Annotated in this window: 15 protein-coding genes; 12 read left to right on the top strand and 3 right to left on the bottom strand. The window is 66.3% G+C overall.

Annotated elements, in window-relative coordinates; genetic code table 11:
• Nucleotides 1-101: 101 nt before the first annotated feature.
• Together N7L95_RS29225 and N7L95_RS29230 are read right to left on the bottom strand one after the other, a co-directional pair.
• Nucleotides 102-2714 (bottom strand): RHS repeat domain-containing protein, encoded by a 2613-nt coding sequence (locus tag N7L95_RS29225; RefSeq protein WP_301261113.1) that lies wholly within the window; start codon nucleotides 2712-2714, stop codon nucleotides 102-104.
• 50 nt (nucleotides 2715-2764) lie between these two features.
• The gene (locus N7L95_RS29230; protein ID WP_301261114.1) at nucleotides 2765-4831 is read right to left on the bottom strand and encodes an RHS repeat domain-containing protein; all 2067 of its coding nucleotides are present in this window, start codon (nucleotides 4829-4831) and stop codon (nucleotides 2765-2767) included.
• A 1046-nt stretch (nucleotides 4832-5877) separates the two neighbouring features.
• Between N7L95_RS29230 and N7L95_RS29235 the strand changes: the two genes are divergently transcribed.
• From N7L95_RS29235 to N7L95_RS29285, 11 genes are all read left to right on the top strand, one after another.
• Entirely contained in the window at nucleotides 5878-7083 is a 1206-nt protein-coding gene (locus N7L95_RS29235) for a type II secretion system F family protein (RefSeq protein WP_301261115.1), read from the top strand.
• Between the two features lie 9 nt (nucleotides 7084-7092).
• Nucleotides 7093-8712 (top strand): GspE/PulE family protein, encoded by a 1620-nt coding sequence (locus tag N7L95_RS29240; RefSeq protein ID WP_301261116.1) that lies wholly within the window; start codon nucleotides 7093-7095, stop codon nucleotides 8710-8712.
• A 151-nt stretch (nucleotides 8713-8863) separates the two neighbouring features.
• Nucleotides 8864-9574 carry a hypothetical protein gene (locus N7L95_RS29245; RefSeq protein WP_301261117.1) on the top strand — a complete coding sequence of 237 codons (711 nt, stop codon included), beginning with the start codon at nucleotides 8864-8866 and terminating at the stop codon, nucleotides 9572-9574.
• A gap of 9 nt (nucleotides 9575-9583) precedes the next feature.
• Nucleotides 9584-10090, top strand: coding sequence for an intermembrane phospholipid transport YdbH family protein (locus N7L95_RS29250; protein ID WP_301261118.1), 507 nt, complete (start codon nucleotides 9584-9586; stop codon nucleotides 10088-10090).
• Nucleotides 10083-10655, top strand: a complete 573-nt coding sequence (locus N7L95_RS29255) for a hypothetical protein (RefSeq protein WP_301261119.1) — start codon at nucleotides 10083-10085, stop codon at nucleotides 10653-10655. The genes N7L95_RS29250 and N7L95_RS29255 overlap by 8 nt, the downstream gene beginning before the upstream one ends.
• A 26-nt stretch (nucleotides 10656-10681) precedes the next feature.
• On the top strand, nucleotides 10682-11278 hold the full coding sequence (locus N7L95_RS29260) for a hypothetical protein (RefSeq protein ID WP_301261120.1): 597 nt from the start codon (nucleotides 10682-10684) through the stop codon (nucleotides 11276-11278).
• Nucleotides 11279-11371: 93 nt separating this feature from the next.
• A complete protein-coding gene (locus tag N7L95_RS29265) occupies nucleotides 11372-13312 on the top strand; it encodes a secretin GspD/PilQ domain-containing protein (RefSeq protein ID WP_301261121.1) in 1941 nt (646 codons plus the stop codon).
• A gap of 18 nt (nucleotides 13313-13330) precedes the next feature.
• Nucleotides 13331-13873, top strand: a complete 543-nt coding sequence (locus N7L95_RS29270) for a type II secretion system protein (RefSeq protein WP_301261122.1) — start codon at nucleotides 13331-13333, stop codon at nucleotides 13871-13873.
• Nucleotides 13867-14277: a type II secretion system protein gene (locus tag N7L95_RS29275; RefSeq protein WP_301261123.1), complete on the top strand. Its 411-nt coding sequence runs from the start codon at nucleotides 13867-13869 to the stop codon at nucleotides 14275-14277. The genes N7L95_RS29270 and N7L95_RS29275 overlap by 7 nt, the downstream gene beginning before the upstream one ends.
• A complete protein-coding gene (locus tag N7L95_RS29280) occupies nucleotides 14264-14740 on the top strand; it encodes a type II secretion system protein (RefSeq protein WP_301261124.1) in 477 nt (158 codons plus the stop codon). Before N7L95_RS29275 ends, N7L95_RS29280 begins: the two co-directional genes overlap by 14 nt.
• A 637-nt stretch (nucleotides 14741-15377) precedes the next feature.
• Nucleotides 15378-15827, top strand: a complete 450-nt coding sequence (locus N7L95_RS29285) for a hypothetical protein (RefSeq protein WP_301261125.1) — start codon at nucleotides 15378-15380, stop codon at nucleotides 15825-15827.
• Between the two features lie 115 nt (nucleotides 15828-15942).
• On the opposite strand, the gene N7L95_RS29290 is transcribed toward N7L95_RS29285, so the two are convergent.
• On the bottom strand, nucleotides 15943-16752 hold the full coding sequence (locus N7L95_RS29290) for an aminoglycoside adenylyltransferase family protein (RefSeq protein ID WP_301261126.1): 810 nt from the start codon (nucleotides 16750-16752) through the stop codon (nucleotides 15943-15945).
• Between the two features lie 223 nt (nucleotides 16753-16975).
• On the opposite strand from N7L95_RS29290, the gene N7L95_RS29295 reads away from it, so the two are divergent.
• The gene (locus N7L95_RS29295; protein WP_301261127.1) at nucleotides 16976-17215 is read left to right on the top strand and encodes a hypothetical protein; all 240 of its coding nucleotides are present in this window, start codon (nucleotides 16976-16978) and stop codon (nucleotides 17213-17215) included.
• Nucleotides 17216-17515: the final 300 nt, after the last annotated feature.

Genomic DNA, 17515 nt, shown 5'->3' on the forward strand with positions numbered 1-17515 from the left:
CGCGCGCTGTCCCCAGCAGCGCCCGCTCTCGCATCGTGGTGTCATGCTTCCTCCCCCGAGGGGTATTGGATTGGTGTTTTGTTCGTTCGGTTGTTGGCGGCTCAGTGCACGGCGCCGGTCACGCTCTGCAGCCGGCCCAGTGCGTCATAGGCCCGGCTGATGTTGCGCATCAGCGCTCCGCTCGGGTCCTTCACCTCTTCCTTCTCCCGCTCGCCGGCGTTGTTCAGCGTGTACGTCACCGAATTGCCCAGCCCGTCGCTGATGCCCGTTAGCCGGTGCGCACCGTCGTAGCTGTAGCGCACGTAGCTGCCGTCAGGCTGCGTCACCTGCTTGAGCAGGCCGGTGGGCTCGTAGTCGTACTTCGTGCTCTGCCCGCCCGTGCTCACGCTCTTGAGCCGCTGCCGCAGGTCGTAGGTGTACTCGGTGCTGACGTTGTTCGGGTCCACCATCGTCAACACTTGGCCGTGCGGGTTGTACTTGGTGTAGCGGGTCACTTGGCCGGCGGCGTCCGTCACCTGCTTCAGGTCGCCTCGGGTCCACTCGGCGGTGGTGTCGGTGTAGTACTCGTACTTGGTCACGTCCGCCACGTCCGTGCGCGGGCCGTCTTCGTTCAGCACTTGGCCGTACTCGTTGTACGTGTAGCTCCACTGGCGCGCCGCCACGCCGGGGACAAAACTCGCTGCAAAACCCTTGCTGCCGTCCTCGTCCGTCGTCGCCTGCTCCACCCGTTTGCACACCACTGCGATCGGCTTGCCGTCTGGCAGCTTCGCGGTTGCCGGCGCACAGTTGGCGATCGCATTGCCGTTGAACGGGTCCTGCTGACCGTTGTAGACCGTCGTCACCAAGCGCCGTGGTTCGGCAACCTGGATCGGCAACGACCATTCGACATGCCACCGGGTGCTCACCTTACGTGCCGAAGCAGGGAGCTGCGCGCCGGGTCCGGTGTAGGTGTTGCAGACGGCGGTGTTTGGAAGTCCCTCGACACGGGCGGTCTCAAGGTTGCGGCCGAGGTCGTAGGCATAACACACGCGCTGCCCGTTGAAGTCGTCGCTCTGCGCCACATTGCCTTGAGCGTCAAACTCCAGGTGGCTCGTGGCTGCATCGCAGCCGGCACTTGCCGCCTGATTCACCCCAGCGCTGACGGGAGACTGGTACACATCCGGCCCCATCGGAGTACGAACGGTCGCCACGTGGATGACCTGTGTGTCGCCATTCGGCTGCGCGACCTTTACACCGGCAGGCGTGCTCCACTCGTGATAACGCCACACCATCTCGCGGCTCCAGTCCACGACTTCACGTACGCTCAGGCGCGGGCTCGAAGCATAGGACGACTCGTACTTACCCACCCCGCCCTGATGCTCAGTGCTCTGCGCCCATCCTTCCGCGTTGTACCGAAAAGTCGCATACCGTGAGTTGTGCTCATCGACGATGCCGGTCAAGGCCCATTGCTGATCGGGATGAGGACTGTCGTATATGAACCGTCGCACCAGGCCGTCTTGCCAAGTCAGACTCGCAAGGTTGCCGTGGGTGTCGTAGCTGCTTGCTATCGTCCGGCCCGCCGTATCCTTGACGCTTGCGATTCCCACGTTGCCGCTCGGCAGAACGGTGTACGTAAAGCTGAGAGTGCGCCCAAAAGAATCACGGAGCTCGACAAGGTGTCCCGGCCCTGGCGCGACCGACGCGGGCGTGCTGGCATCACTGTAGACCGGCAGCAATTCGACTCCGGTGCTGGAGACCCACTTGAGCATCCGTCCGTTCAGGTCGTAAACCTCCAGCGAATGCTCGTCGTCGTCCCGGTAAAAAAATCCCGAAGTGCCGTTCGTTGTCAGACTGTCGCGCTGCGGCTTGGGCGCCACCCACCCACGGCTTGGCTCCGTGTTGAAGCTGACCGTTTTTCCATTGCCGCGGAAGGCCAGTGCGGTCTGGTTGTGACTGAAGGCCAGCCTTCGATGCACATTGGATGACCAGAGCGCGCCCGCTTGCCCTCCCCATGGCTGCGGCGTAATGAACCGCTCTACCAGATCCAGCCGTGCCCTCACGCTGTCATACGTCAGGGCGACACTTTGATTGCCGATTTGCAATCCCAACGAAACGACTTCCCGCTTGCTGCCGGTCAGCGGGTAGATCGGGTTGCCTTTCGCCGGATTTTGCTTGCAGCTCGTTGGCGGCGAAGCATAGACATCCTTGTAGAGCATGCAATTGCCCTTCGGCAAATGACGCTCGTAGTTCTGCCCAGGGTAGATCACCCACTTCGCAGCAAGACCACAGTAAACGTACTCGCGGAACGTCGCGCCATACGTTGTGCCGCCATCTGCCCACTGACTGCCATCCCACAAATTGCAAGAGTACCCTTCATTTCTGTGCTTCTTGAATGGCGCCGGAGAAGCAAAATCGACGGGGTGATAGTTCTGTGGAATTAGCTTGGGCGGCGAACCTCCCAACGTCGCAGCGCAAACTTCCGCAGGTGTTGGCGCCGCCCAGATGCCGTTCTTCTCGGCACCGTAAGGAGGATCTGGCAAAGTGGAGTACCAGTAAGCGTTGGGCGCGACCAAATACCAACCGTTGGCCCCTTGGGCCGACACAGTTGCAGTCCCGAAGACGCAGGTTCCCGCGATGATGAAGTGCTTGGCACGCGGCATCAAACGGTGAATCCGCCCTTTTGACTTTGTGAGCCGAGCGCGCTTATTGACGCCGCACAGGCTGTTCTTCTTCATAGCCTCTCCAAGAAATTGGGCTTTCTGATGGGGTTCTTTGTTGACAGCGCTCAATGCACGGCGCCGGTTACGCTCTGCAGCCGACCCAGCGCGTCATAGGCCCGGCTGATGTTGCGCATCAGCGCTCCGCCCGGGTCCTTCACTTCTTCTTTCTCCCGCTCCCCGGCGTTGTTCAGCGTGTACGTCACCGAGTTGCCCAGCCCGTCGCTGACGCCCGTCAGCCGGTGCGCATCGTCGTAGCTGTAGCGCACGTAGCTGCCGTCCGGCTGCGTCACCTGCTTGAGCAGGCCCGTGGGCTCGTAGTCGTACTTCGTGCTCTGCCCGCCCGTGCTCACGCTCTTGAGCCGCTGCCGCAGGTCGTAGCTGTACTCGGTGCTGACGTTGTTCGGGTCCACCATGGTCAACACCTGGCCGTGCGGGTTGTACCTGGTGTAGCGGGTCACCTGGCCGGCGGCATCGGTCACCTGCTTGAGGTCGCCTCGCGTCCACTCGGCCGTGGTGTCGGTGTAGTACTCGTACTTCATCACGTCCGCCACGTCCGTGCGCGGGCCGTCTTCGCTCAGCACCTGGCCGTACTCGTTGTACGTGTAGCTCCACTGGCGCGCCGCCACGCCGGGGGCCAGCGTCGCTGCGAAGCCCTTGCTGCCGTCCTCGTCCGTGGTGGCCTGCTCCACGCGCTTGCACACCACCGCAATCGGCTTGCCGTCCGGCAGCTTGGCCGTTGCCGGCGCGCAGCTGGCGAGGGCGCCATTGCTGAAGGGATCCGGCTGACCGTTGTAGACCATCGTGACCAAGCGCCGCGGCTCGGCCACCTGGGTCTCCAGTCGCCGGTCCGGGTGCCACCGGGTGCTCACCTTGCGCGCCGTGGCTGGCAACGTCGCGCTGTCCTTGATCAACGTCTCGCAACTCGCGGTCTTCGCCAGACCTTCGACGCGCACCCCCTCCAGCGCACGCCCGGGCTCATAGCCATAGCACACCCGCTTGCCGTTGAAGTCATCACGGCTCACCGCATTGCCTTGCGCGTCGTAGGCAGTCGCGCTCGACGAGGCCGGGCACCCTGCCCCCGCAGGCTGACTGCGACTCGTGATACGCGGCACATTGCCGATCTTCGCCGCTCCCCACGCACTGGTCGTCATGTCCGGCTTGGTGATCATGGTGCCAAGCGGCGCTTGCCAGGAGTGCACCCGCCACAGCACCTTGGCCACGGCGTCGTAGGTCACCGTGACATACGCCGCCGGCGGGTTCACATAGCTCACGCTGTAGCGGTCGGTGCCGCCGGCACGCTCTGTCGAGATCGCCCGACCATAGGTGTCATAGCCAAACGTCGAGCGCCTCTTGCCGTTCTCGCTCACCACGCCGGTCAGCGCCCACGGCAGATCGGAGCGCTCGTACAAGAACGTCTGTGCGCTGGAGTCACCCCACGTCAGCGTCGAGACATTGCCTGCCGCGTCGTAGCTGATCGTCATCAATGGCGTGCTGGCCGACAGGACGCGTACCACCCGTTGTCCGAACGCGCTGGGCTCGTGCTCGAACCGGATTGAACGGCCTCCATCGTCGCGCACCTCGGCCAGCACTTCTTCTTCCAGGGCAGAACCGATGCCGATGTAGGTGAACCGCAGCACCTCGCCGCTGGTCGTCCACAGCTCCGTCAACTGCCCGGCTGCGTTGTAGCTCTCCAGCGTACCGGTGCTTCCATCGACCAACAGGTACTGCCCGTCGATGTACATCAGTCGGTCGGGTTCTCCGGTCTGCGCCGTGAAGTTGCCGCCGCCGTCACCTTGAAAGCTGATCAGGCGCCCGTCACCACGGGAAGCCGTCGCCCCCTTCATCCCGGCCTGCACCGTCAGCCGGCGGTGCAAGCTGCTGAACCACAGTTCGCCGAAGCCCGCAGCATCGAGCTTCTCCCCGGTGCGTGAGGCGGCCGGAGAGACGACGTCCGGCACCCGACGGCTGCTGTCGTAGCGCAGTTGCAGTGGAAGCGCCCCCAGGTGCAGACCGGTGGCCAGCAACTCGCTTTTGCCGCCGGAGACCGGGTAGATCGGGTTGCCCACACCGCATTCCCTGGGCTTGGGCTCGTAGCGGTCCACGTAGGGAATGCAGGCGTTTGCCTCGTTCACCCAGGCCGTGCCTTCAGGGCAGCCAGGCGGCTGGCATATCCCCTCTGCATTCGGCTGCATCGGGGCAGGACACTCCGTCACCGTTCTCGGACAACCCTGATACGACGGCGACCAGAGAAGCGAGCCTGGACAATCGCCTCGCCACGTCTGGTTATCTGGCTTCCCGGACCTCATCAGCAAGTGACAGCTTCCGGTATAAGCGCCAGGCACGCTGTAGCTCACATACGTCCAGCCAATTCTGTCCGCAAGAGCGCGGCACGCCGCTGCAGGATCAGGAAAACTTCCAATATAGCCGACTCCGCCAGTCACGAGATACTGATAAACCGGCTTTTCGATCACTTTATAGGCATGCGAAACGCTTGAAACACCAAACAGCAACAGAGCCGCAACCCACCCTCGCATCATATAACTCTCACCTCACTGCCAATATTATCCACCGACGGCCGTGCCGAACGCGCGTGGCGAAATCCATAAATTTGGATGACACTCCATGGAGTCGCCTGCCTGCAGCAGCAAAGGCGAAATTGAAAACATCATCAGCAAGCACAACCCCCCAGAAGAGGGGAAGACGAAGCGCAGCCCCCGGTTTATAAGCAAGACTGACATGCATGCCTGCCGCAGAGCGCATTCGCTGTCACAATAATACCGCTCAAACCTGGCCTGCCACAGCGGGCGATGCGCAAGACATCCGAAGTGCAATGACACAAGCCCGAAGCCATGGGCATTTCCTCACAAGGGACTGCTGCGCCTTCACAAGAGATCAGGGCGCGCGAATAATACAAGGACTTATTTCTCGCAACGCATAATGCCGGATGAACGACCCTCCATCTTCTCGTGACGGATTCCGCTTTCGGCAAAGCCGCGGCTTGACGTTGCTCTAGATCAGCCCTATTACCAAACACCCACAGACAGCGTACAATATTGACTCGCCTCCGTGGGCGAGCACCGGGCGCCTATCGGTGCGCCAGCAGTAACGCTCGCAGATCTCAAGCGCCCCGCCTTGAGGTAAATCAGCCCCATCTCCGGCATTTCGTGGCGCGTCCTTCGTGAACAGGCTTTTGCATCTATGGGTCGCCAAGGGCGGCAGCGCACCTCGGCTCTTTTCCATTTCGGCCGCTTCCCATTCCGAAGCGGCGGCAGCGGCGCGATCTCAGGGCTACACCGTATTGCAGCAGTGCGCGGTGCCCGAAAAGCTTGACGGTTCGCGTCGCGGCCTACTTGCAAAGCGGCATGCCTCGATCAGCGGCCCGCTGTTCGCGCAGCAACTGTCCACCCTGCTGCAAGCCGGCATCGGCCCCGTCGAGGCCGTCAAAGCGCTGGTGAAGCAGTCGCGCGGTGCCGGCACCCCGGTCCTGCAGCAGCTGCTCTCCGAACTTGAGCAGGGGCGCTCCCTCGCGCAGGCTCTCGAAGCAACGGCTGCATTCGACACCCTGCTCATCGCCCTGGTCCGCGCCTCGGAGATGACCTCCAACCTGCCCGATGCCCTGCAACGTTACCTGCAGCATGCCGAGCAGACGCAAGCGGTGCGGCAGCGTGTCATCACGGCCAGCGTCTACCCAGTGTTGCTGCTCGCGGTCGGCACCCTCGTCATGGCCTTCCTGCTGACTTACGTCGTGCCCCGCTTCAGCGGCATCTTCGCCAGCCTCCATACCGACTTGCCATGGACCGCGCGCTTGCTGCTGAACTGGGGCCAGCTCGTCAAGGACCACGGGACGGCACTGGCCCTGTCTGCCGCCGGCGCAGTGGCCACCCTCGCCGCGGCGGCCGCTTCGCCCACCGTGCGAGCGAAAGTGTTCGCCTGGATACTCACGCAACGCCACGTGGGTCACTACGTCCAACTGGTCTATTTCGCCCGGCTCTATCGCACCATCGGCACCTTGCTCGACGGCGGCATTCCCTTTCCAAAGGCACTTGAGATGGCCGCCGCCCTTTTGCCCGTGCACCTGCGTACCGCCGCCTTCAAGGCGCTGGACAAGGTTCGTGAGGGCCTGCCTCCCTCCCATGCCCTGGCGCTGTGTGGCCTGACCTCCCCGGTGGCTGACCAGTTGCTGCAGGTCGGTGAACGCAGCGGCGAGCTGGGCGCCATGATGAACCAGGCTGCCATCTTCCACGAAGGCGAGACCGCTCGCGTCATCGAACGCTTCATGCGGGCCCTCGAACCGGTGGTGATGACCGTGATCGGTGTCGGCATCGGTGGCATCGTGGTGATCATGTACATGCCGATCTTCGAACTCGCCAGCGCGATCCAGTAAAGCCGCTCCATGACCACGCCACTTGTTGCAGGCGCCATCGCCGAAGCACGCGCAGCAGCACAAGCATCGGGACGCTCGGTGCTCGAAGAAGTGCGGCAACGCCTGCCCTCTGCCCTGCCCACACTGGGGCACGCCTTGGGGATGGAAGAAGACCACGACCCCACGCTGAACCGCTGGCAACCGGACTTCGCCCGCATCCCCTACTCTGCGGCCCTGCAGCGAGGTATCGCTGCAGCGAGGAACGCCGAGGGCGCCTGCCTGCTGGTCAGCGACCCCTTCGAGCTGGACCAGCTGAACTGGGCCCAGGCGCGCGGCCCCATCCTGCCAGAACGGCTCGTTCCCGCGGAAGCGCTGCGTCACTGGCTCGCCCGGTACGAGTCGGCCGCCGTGGCCTTGTCCGTCGATGCGCTGGGCGCAGCCGCCACAGACGACCCCCGCCACCTCGGCGACAGCATCGAAGACCTGTCCGCCGAACGCCTTGAAGCCACCGGCAGCCCGATCGTTCGCCTGGTCAACGCCACCCTCTACGACGCCCTGCGCGCCGGTGCCAGCGACATCCACCTGGAGACCTCGCCCGCGGGCCTCGCCGTGAAGTTCCGCCTCGACGGCGTGCTGCGCCACATCCGCGACGCAGCCGACCCGCAAACCGCCGAGCAGGCCATCTCCCGCATCAAGGTGATGGCCGAACTGGACATTGCCGAACGCCGTGTGCCGCAGGACGGCCGCCTGCAGGTGCAGGTCCAGGGGCGCACCATCGACGTGCGTGTGTCCATCATGCCGAGCATCCACGGTGAAGACGCTGTGTTGCGCATCCTCGACCGGCAGCACCTGGCACGCAGCCTGAAGGACCTCACCCTCACCGGCCTGGGCCTCATGCCCGAGCTGGCCGCCAAGGTGCTGCGCCTGGCCAGGCGGCCGCACGGCATGGTGCTGGTGACCGGCCCCACCGGTTCGGGCAAGACCACCACCCTGTACGCGGCGATCAACGAAACCTGCACGGCCGAAGAAAAGGTCGTGACCATCGAGGACCCGGTGGAGTACCAGCTTCCCGGGGTGCTGCAGATCCCCGTCAATGAGCGCAAGGGCTTGAGCTTTGCGCGTGGGCTGCGCTCGATCCTGCGCCACGACCCTGACAAGATCCTGGTCGGCGAGATCCGGGATGCCGAGACCGCACAGATCGCGGTGCAGGCCGCGCTGACCGGGCACCTGGTGTTCACCACGGTGCATGCCAACGATGCGCTCGATGTGCTGGGACGCTTCCAGCAGTTCGGCATCGACCGCTATGCGCTGGCCTCGGCCTTGAACGGCGTGCTGGCGCAGCGCCTGATGCGGCGGCTGTGTGTCCAGTGCAGTCCCGCGAGGCCGGCGCACGGCACCGCCGCCGCATCCAGCACACCGGGCTGCCCCGCCTGCCTGGGCACCGGCTACCGCGGGCGCTTTGCCATCGGCGACCTGCTGACGATGACGCCCGAGCTGAAGGGGCTCATCGTGGACGGCGCGCCCTATCAGGAGATCCAGCGCTGTGCGCAATCACAAGGTGCCCGCAGCCTGCGTGAGCAGGCGATGGAAGCCGTCGCGCGCGGATGGACCACAACCGAAGAGGTGGAACGTGTCACGGGCAGTGATTGAACGGTTCGCTGCGCGGGTGTTTGGCCCGCGATGGCTGCTCTGGTGGGAACCAGGCCGCGTGGTGCTGTGCCGGCACCACGGTGGCCCACAGTGGGAGGTGCAAGCCGAAGGCGTCGGACCCGACCTGGCAGCCACTGGGCTGAGAAGCGCCTTGGCAGAGGCCCTGCGAAACAGCGGGGCGTCCGGCCGTGGCTCGCTGGACGTGGCCGTCTCGTCCCGCATCGTTCCCTGCATGACGCTGGACTTCGGCGAGCAGCCGCTGCCAATCCACATCGCCACCGAGTGGATGCGGCAACGCTTCTTCAGCGTCTGGAGCGACGAAGGCGACGAATGGCTGCTCCGCCCCGAACAGCGCCGCCCGGTAGGCCGGCAGTTGGTGTTCGGTTGCCGCAACTCGGTTCGCGAGGCACTCCAGTCAGCCGCCGCGGACTGCGGCCTGCGGCTGCGCTCGCTGCAACCTGGCGTCGCCTGGGCCTGCCGGGCCCGGCATGACACCCTCTCATCGATCACGAGGGGGTGGAGAACCGCGGCACAGGCCCACTGGGTGGTCCAGGTCGAGTCCGACCGCAGCGTGGCGCTGCTCCGCCACCAGGCGCAGTCGCAGGCGGTGCTGACGCTGCCGAGATGCACGGGCCCCTCGGCCAGCCAGGCACTTGCCCGCCTGCTTTCACTCCAGGAGCGGCGCCTTGGATGGCCTGAGCCGGCGCCTGCACTGGTCATCGAGCCCGACCTTCTCGCGCCTGAGCATGTCGATTGCGATGACAGGCCGCTCGCCCGCCTTCCCCTGTGGAGCCACTCGGTGGCACTGCGGCCCGGCAGCACCGTCCTGCCTTCTGCCGAAACACAGCTGGCCGAGACCTGAGAGCGCTCCATGCATTTCCAACACGTCAACTTCGTCAGCCGTCGCCGCCCCGGCTTCATCTCGCTGACCCTCCTGATCATCGGTATCGTGGGGTGCGCAGGGGCCTTGCATCGCTGGCAACACCAACGCGCTGAAGCCGTGCAGTTGGCAGCACAGCTCGAACGGCAGGACAAGCCCATTGCAGCCACTCAGCTCCCGGCAGCGCCTCCGGATCCACGCCATGCTGAACTGCGGCGCGCGCTGCTGGTCGATTGGCAAACCTTGTTCTCGGCGCTCGAGGTGCCGCCTCCCCATGGTGTCCAGCTGCTGTCCATCGATCCGGATGCGGCCACCGGGTCCGTGCGACTGAGCGGCCAGGCGCCGTCCATCGGTGCGGCAGCCACCTACCTCGCCCATTTGAAACAAGCTGGCCTGCAGTCGCCCCGACTGCTGTCCCACCAGGCGCTGGATCCGGCGGCGCCGGCTGGACCGGTCCGATTCACCGTCACGGCGATCTGGGCGCTTCCTCATGGTTGACGCCATCTCGCATCGCCTGGCGCCCCTCGCTGCGGCGTGGCACGAGGCCTCGTGGGCCACGCGCGTCTGCGGCGGGCTGGGGCTGCTGCTCGTCCTGGCAGCGACAATGGTCGCCGGCATCTACCTGCCGGCTGCCGACAGGCAGCTGGCCGAGCTGCGCCTGCAACTCCAGCACCGGCCCGCCTCGGCTGTGCCGCTCGCCGTCGCGGCCTCGCCGCTGCCCCCATCCTCTGCAACTACCGTCGATTGGCACAGCCACCTGTACGCCGAAGACCAACTGCCGGAGGTGCTGGCCGCCGTGTTCGATGCTGCACAGCTGCAGCAGGTGGTGGTCACCTCCACCGACCATGCACGCCAGCCGGCCACGGCACAGCGGCTGGCCAGCCATGACATCCGCCTGGAAGCACAGGCCAGCTATCCCGCGGCGCGGCGCTTCATCAACCAGGTGTTGCTCACCCACCGCGGCATCGCGCTCTCGCAATGGTCCGCCATGCGCGACTCAGCCGAGCAGCCGGTCGCCCGCTGGCGGATGACCTTCCGCATCCTGCTCAGGGACACCCGGTGAGCCGACGCCTCATTTTTCTGCTGCTCGTGCTGGCCAGCCTGCTCGTGTTGAACTGGCTGGCACCACAGCCCTCACGCGACACCGACAACACCAGCAAGGACGTGGTGCTGCCGGTGCGCCGCGACCGCGGTGGCACAGCTTCGCAAGGCACCGTTCCCGCAGCCGCTACCCGTGTCGCCTCTGCCGCCGCGCCAGTCCCAATGACCAGCGGGCTACCGCAGCCCCTGCTTCAGGAACCGCAAGGTGACCCCTTCGGCTCGGCGGCAGCCGCCACCGCGGTGGCTCCTGTCACTCCAGCAACAGAGGCACCCCGGGCACCAGTGGTGGCCGTGCAGGCGCAGTTGCCCTCGCCGCCCGTCGAGCCGCCCCCGCCGCCGCCGCCTCCCTTTACCATGACGGCCATCGGCCGCTGGGAGGCCGATGGGCAGGCCGCGCTGTTCCTGAGCCAGGGCAACACCACACTTAAGGCCCAGGTCGGCGACACCTTGCCGGGCGGGTTCAAGGTGGTGCAGATTGACTTGCGGACCTTCCAGGTGCTGCATGTGTCCGCCGGCCACGTCCTGACCCTGCCCATTGGCGATGCGACCTCTTCCACCCTGCCGTCCTCCGCATACGGGCAGTGACCGCCATTTCGAACCCGTCCCATGACCTCCCGACGACATTCCCCCACCGCCTCCTGCCGCCCCGAGCCAGGTCGTGGACGTTCACGTCTGCGCATGCACGGCGCGTGCAGCCATCGCCCGCCGCTGCTCTGGCTTGCCGGGCTGCTTGCAGTGGGCAGCGTCCTGTCCGGCTGCGCCGGCTACCAGCACTACACCGAAGGCAAGGGCCACATCGAGGCGGGTCGCCGGGTGGCCGGCGTCGAGGAGCTGCGGCAGGCCATGGAGGCCAGTCCCTCCAACGCCGAGTACCGCAAGGCCTACTTCGAGCAGCGCGAGCGGGCGCTGCAGGATGCCCTGCATCGCATGGAACTGGCCCTCGAAGCGCGCGAATTCCTGCTGGCGCGGGCCGAGCTGGTCAATGCCGGCGCCCTGCAGCCGGGCGACCCGCGCGTGCAGGCCGGCGAAGACCGCATTCGAGCCGCGGAGCGCCATGCGCAGGCGCTTGATCGCGCCGAAGGAGCGGCCCGCGCCGAGCGCCTCGATGAAGCGCTGCAGCACACCGCCCAGGTGCTCAGCGAGAACCCCCAGCACCGCCGCGCCGCCCTGCTGCAGCGACAGTGGCTCCGGCAGCAGGCCGACCGCTCGGGCCGCGACCTGGGGCTCTACCCCAAGCTGAAGGCCGCCTACCGCAAGCCGGTCTCGCTCAGCTTCGTCAACGCCGGCATGCTGCAGGTCTTTGAGTCCCTGAAGCTTGCTTCAGGCCTGAACTTCATGTTCGACCGCGAGGTGCGCACCGACCAGCGGGTGACGCTCTCGGTGGCCAACAAATCGGTCGAGGACGTGCTGCGCCTGCTGTTGGCCACCAACCAGCTCGACCGCCGCGTGCTCGATGAGGACACGGTGCTGGTCTACCCCGCCACGCCGGCCAAGCAGCGCGAGTACCAGGAGCTGGTGACGCGCTCGTTCTATGTGTCCAATGCCGATATCACCAAGTCGGCCAACCTGGTGCGCTCCATCGCCAAGGCCCGCGATGTGTTCGTCGATGAAAACCTCAACCTGCTGGTGGTGCGCGACAGCGCCGAGGTGGTGCGGCTGGCCGAGAAACTGCTGGCCAACCAGGACCTGGCCGAACCCGAAGTGATGCTGGAGCTGGAGGTGCTGGAGGTCGCGACCAACCGCCTCACCGAGCTGGGCCTGCGATGGCCGGACGCCATTTCGGCCAGCGTCGTCGGCCGCGCCGGCACCAAGGGCGCGCTCACGGTGCCGGAGATCAAGCACTTCAACTCCGACCTGGTGCGCCTGCAGCTGAACGACCCGGTGGCCAGCGCCAAGCTGCGGGCCGAGCGCGGCGACTCCAACCTGCTGGCCAATCCCCGCATCCGGGTGCGCAACCGCCAGACCGCCAAGGTGCTGATCGGCGAGCGGGTGCCAGTCATCACCACCACCAACACCGCCAACGTCGGCACCTCCGAAAGCGTCAACTACCTGGACGTCGGCCTGAAGCTCGACATCGAGCCCAGCGTGTCCCTGGACGGCGACGTGGCGATGAAGGTGGCGCTGGAGGTGAGCAACATCCTGGAAACCATCACCCGCGCCACCGGCACCCAGGCCTACCGCCTGGGCACGCGCAACACCTCGACCAACCTGCGCGTGCGCGACGGCGAGACCCAGGTGCTGGCGGGCCTGATCCAGCGCGACGAGCGGTCGTCCAACAACGGGCTGCCGATTGCCAATGACGTGCCGCTGCTGAACAAGCTGTTCGGGCAAGGCAGTAATTCGAAGACCAAGACCGAGATCGTGCTGCTCATCACGCCGCACATCGTGCGCAACGTCAATGTGCCGGGCCCGGGGCAGATCGAGTTCCTCTCGGGCACCGAAGGAGCGACGGGCGCCGCTCCCATCCAGCTGCGCCCGGCCTACCAGGAGCCGCCGCCATCCGCACGCCGCGACGCGGACGAGCGCAGCGAGCGGCCGCGGCCGGCGCCTGTTCCCTCCGCAGCAGAGCCTGCGAAACCGCCGCCGGCGTTCACGCCACCGCCCATCGTGCCCAACTGAGGCGGGGACAACGACGTCATGGCAACCACCCAGGTCATGCGACCGACGCGCGGGTTCTCGCTGGTGGAGCTGCTCGTGGTGCTGGCCATCATGGCCGTCCTGGCCACGGTGGCGTTTCCGCTCGCGGAGCTGGCTCACAAGCGGCAGCGGGAGGAAGAACTGCGCTCCGCGCTGCGCGAGATCCGCACCGCCATCGATGCCTACAAACGGGCCGCAGACGAAGGCCGCGTGCCGCGCTCGGCCAACGGCAGCGGCTATCCGCCGAGCCTCGCCGCACTGGTCACCGGCGTGGAAGACGCTCGCGCTGGCAACGGCACCAAGCTGTACTTCCTGCGCCGCATTCCGGCCGATCCGTTCTGGAGCGGCGTGGAGGCCGCGCACGGCGCCGCCGTTGCCCAGCGCGCCAGCACCTTGTTGCCGCAGCTCGCCGGGGCCGGTACCTGGGGCCTGCGGTCCTACGCCAGCGAGCCGGAGGATCCACGGCCCGGCAACGACGTGTTCGACATCTATAGCCTGTCTTCGGAGGTCGGCCTCAACGGCCGGCCCTACCGACAATGGTGAATGCACGACGACCGTCGTCCCGGCGGGGCTTCACCTTGATCGAACTGCTGGTGGTGATGGCGATCATCGCCACGCTGCTGGCGCTGGTGGGCCCCAAGTACTTCTCGTCCTTGAAGCGGTCGCAGGAGACGGTGCTGCGCACCAACCTGCGGATCACGCGCGATGCCATCGACAAGTTCCGCGGCGACACCGGGCGGTATCCTGCCTCGCTGCAGGAACTGGTGGACCAGCGCTACCTGCGCGAGTTGCCGATGGATCCAGTGACGGAGCGCAACGACAGCTGGGTGCTGCTCGGCCCGCCTGGAACGGACAGCGGCACGATGGCAGCCCCTGCCGTGCTGTACGACTTGCGCAGTGGTGCGGCCGGCATGGCGGCAGACGGGACCTCGTATGGCAGCTGGTGAGGTCGGCCGCCGCCGGACCGGTTTGGGCCGGGCGCGTCCCGGCGGTGGTCGGGGCTTCACCTATCTGGCCATGCTGCTTGCCATTGCAGTGCTGTCCACCGGGCTCGCCGCGGCCGGAACATTGTGGTCCGCCACCGCGGACCGTCAACGCGCACAGGAGCTCGAATGGGTGGGACAGCAGTACGTGCAGGCGATCGCCTCCTTCTACTACTCGTCGCCTGGCAACATGAGGCGCTTCCCGCCAGACCTGCAGGCCCTGGTGCGTGACCCTCGCTTTCCGTTCGTGCGACGGCACTTGCGGAGGATCTACCTGGACCCCTACAGCGGCGACGCCCAGTGGGGCGTCGTGCGGGCACCAGACGGCGGGGTGATGGGCGTCTATTCGCTACGGCAATCGGCAACGGCGCCTGGGGCAAGCGCGCCGAGGCAGTTCCTGTTCACTCCCTCCACGCCGGGCGCCTGAGTCGCTGGAAGGGCGCCATGCCTATACGCGGTAGAAGACAGAGCGGGGCACCGGCCCTGCCACATCATCCTGGATGAAGGGCCACAGGGCTGAGGCCTGGTTCGCGAAAAATGTCAGCGTCGCGTTCTGACCCAACGTTAACAGCAACACCGCATCGGCAAACGGCCGCTTTACAGCGCACGCAGTCATGCGGGAAGGACCATGCTTGAGACAGCTCCTGGTCGACAGGCTACGCCTCACACACGGAATTGCTGACAGCCTGACGCCGCTACCCGCTTTGAAAGCGCTAGCCTTGCACGATCTCGGTGGCGTCAAACCGGCCATGATCCGGCGGTACTTGCGAGCCGTCTTGCCAAACACGCCCCAGATAGAGAGTCAAAAGAAGCTGCCCACCTTCCCCGGAACGAAAACCGTGGTCTGCATATGCTGCGTGAGAGATTGCATTGCCCGGGGGAAAGAACCGACTGCGACGGCATGAGTCCCACAGGAGACGGCAGCGCCTGACTCCGTGCGCACACGGGGTCGAACCAGGACCGCCCCAGCGACTACACTGCCGCGCACTCCTGCACGACAGCGCCGTGCTCTTGCAGCACCGTAGCGCATCGCCGGTATTGTTCAAGCGGACACGGTTCCCACCATGGATCATCCTCACTGTTCACCAGACTCGTTCATGGTGAAACAACCCGCAGCGGCGAAAGCCGTCCCTGGGAACGGACGGCGTTTCGCGATTGCCCTCGCCTGCTCCCTGTTCGCCGGCCTGGGTGTTGCGACCTTGCTGATGGTGGCCGTTGCCGTGTCGGACCGCAGGCACATGGGCCAGGCAATACCGCTGTCCCCTGCCTGGGGCGCCCTGGCACTCCACACCGCCACGTTCTTCGTCATGACAAAAGCCTGGGTGCACGACCGTCGGCTGGCATGGTATTGGCCGGTCTTCGGCCTGTTGTCTTTGGGCGTGTTCGTGGCGTCCCCCCTGCCATTGTTCTCCATCTTGATGATTCCGACTCTGGTGCCCCCGATGGTCCTGGCGGTCTATCTCTGCTACTACCATCTGCGCCTGCTCACAGCTGCTCCGCCGGCAGGCCACTGAGCACCGAGGGCGACTGGGCCGGGAGTGCCTGGCGTTCCTGCCGGCCGACGCGCGGCGCCTGTCCCTCGCCCATGACGAACCACAAGCGCAGGAGCAAGAACCGATATCGCACCGCCTACGACGCGGCCCGCGGCCCGTGGGTCACAGCCGCCTTGACATGCAGGATCCAGGCAGCCACGTCCGCAGGACGGCTGGCGAGATGGTCTGCACTCTGGCCCAGGTAAGCCGCCTTTGCGTCGGCCAGCACCGCGCGGTGTGTGGCAGGAAGCCGCTCCAGCAGCCACACCGCGGCCCCGTCCTTGGAGGCGATTTCACCCGTGGCTGCCGTGAAACAAATGCGCGCGAGCGCGAGCACCACGTTGCGTTCGTCGCCGGCCCAGTCGGCCGGTGTACGCCACTGCGCCACGGTGTCGAGCAGGGCCTGCATGAGGTCGGCGGGCGGTACCGGCGGCAGCACGGTGGCGGCCTCAGGCCCACGCAGGGCCATGCTGCGCTGACGCACCTTGGTCAGCAGGATCGCGAGATCGTGGTCCGGCATGGGGGGCTCGAAGTGGCCGGCCTGTAGCTCCTCGCGCAACCATTCGCCAAACTGCAGCTGACGCCGAGCAGGGTGGCGCCATGGAACAATGTCCGGCAGCGCGATCACCGTCACTTCCAGCGGGCGCAGCCTTCCCTCGCCAGCGCTGGCGCCAGGCGGCGCCGAAACGCCGAGCAGCGCGCTCATCACCGCCTGGCGGGTGGCTTCGGTGGAGGACGTGCGCACGGTCACCAACAGGTCGATGTCGCTGTGCGGCTTCAATCCACCCTCGACCGCAGAGCCGAACAGGTGGACGCATTCAAGGATGCCAGCCAGGTGGCCTTCGATCACTGTCAGGGCGCCGGCCAACTGGGGCGCGATCTCTTCGGGCGGAGTGCTTCTTTCCATGGAAGCATGCTACTTCGATGACAAGGCCGCATCCGGCCCACCGCGGTGCGGGTAGACCCATTCCCTCGCAGGGAGGCCGCCCCGGTCGCGCGGCTGGCTAGCGTCACTGAGGCTGCGTCCCCGGAGCGAGTGCCCAGGCTGGTGCACTCGGTGTGGGTGATGCGACCCGCGGTGAAGCGCGCCTACACCGGGGCGATCACGGTTTCCGAAGGGAGCCATCCTGATGACGCTGTCGGGCGGGCTCGGCACCCCGTTCGCCCCCCTCGCAGGCGCCCTCGTGATCATCGCCCCGGAGAACCGGCCGGGCGACATCGGCAACGCGTTGGCGCATTCGACGGGGCTGCAGTGCTTCGCGTCCCTGGGCGACTCGGGCAGCACCGTCATGGGCCTCATCTTCGTCTGCGGCGTGCTCGCCTTCCGCAAGGGGGTGGTCGGGACCGTGTCGTCCCGGCCGTCCCGGTGAGTGAGGCGGCACGGCGCATCACCGGAAGCAGCAGCCGTGCGAGCGCGGCGGCGGGGCGACCACGCCGGCCTCGGGGCGACGCTGCCCGGGCAAGCCGACGAGCACCAGGCCGTCCAGCGGCGTGCCAGCCGGCACCGGGCGCCAGTGGCAGCCCGGGACGAGCCGGCCTGCGGTGGTTCAGGCGGCAGCGCCGCGGCCATCGTGGCGAGCACCTTCATGCGACGTGCCCGACGGTTGGCCCACCACCAGGCCGACTGTGGGCCCGCCGCGCCGAAGACCGCCACGTCGCATGCCAGCGCG

This window comes from Eleftheria terrae (assembly GCF_030419005.1).
GTDB classification, from domain to species: domain Bacteria; phylum Pseudomonadota; class Gammaproteobacteria; order Burkholderiales; family Burkholderiaceae_C; genus Caldimonas; species Caldimonas terrae.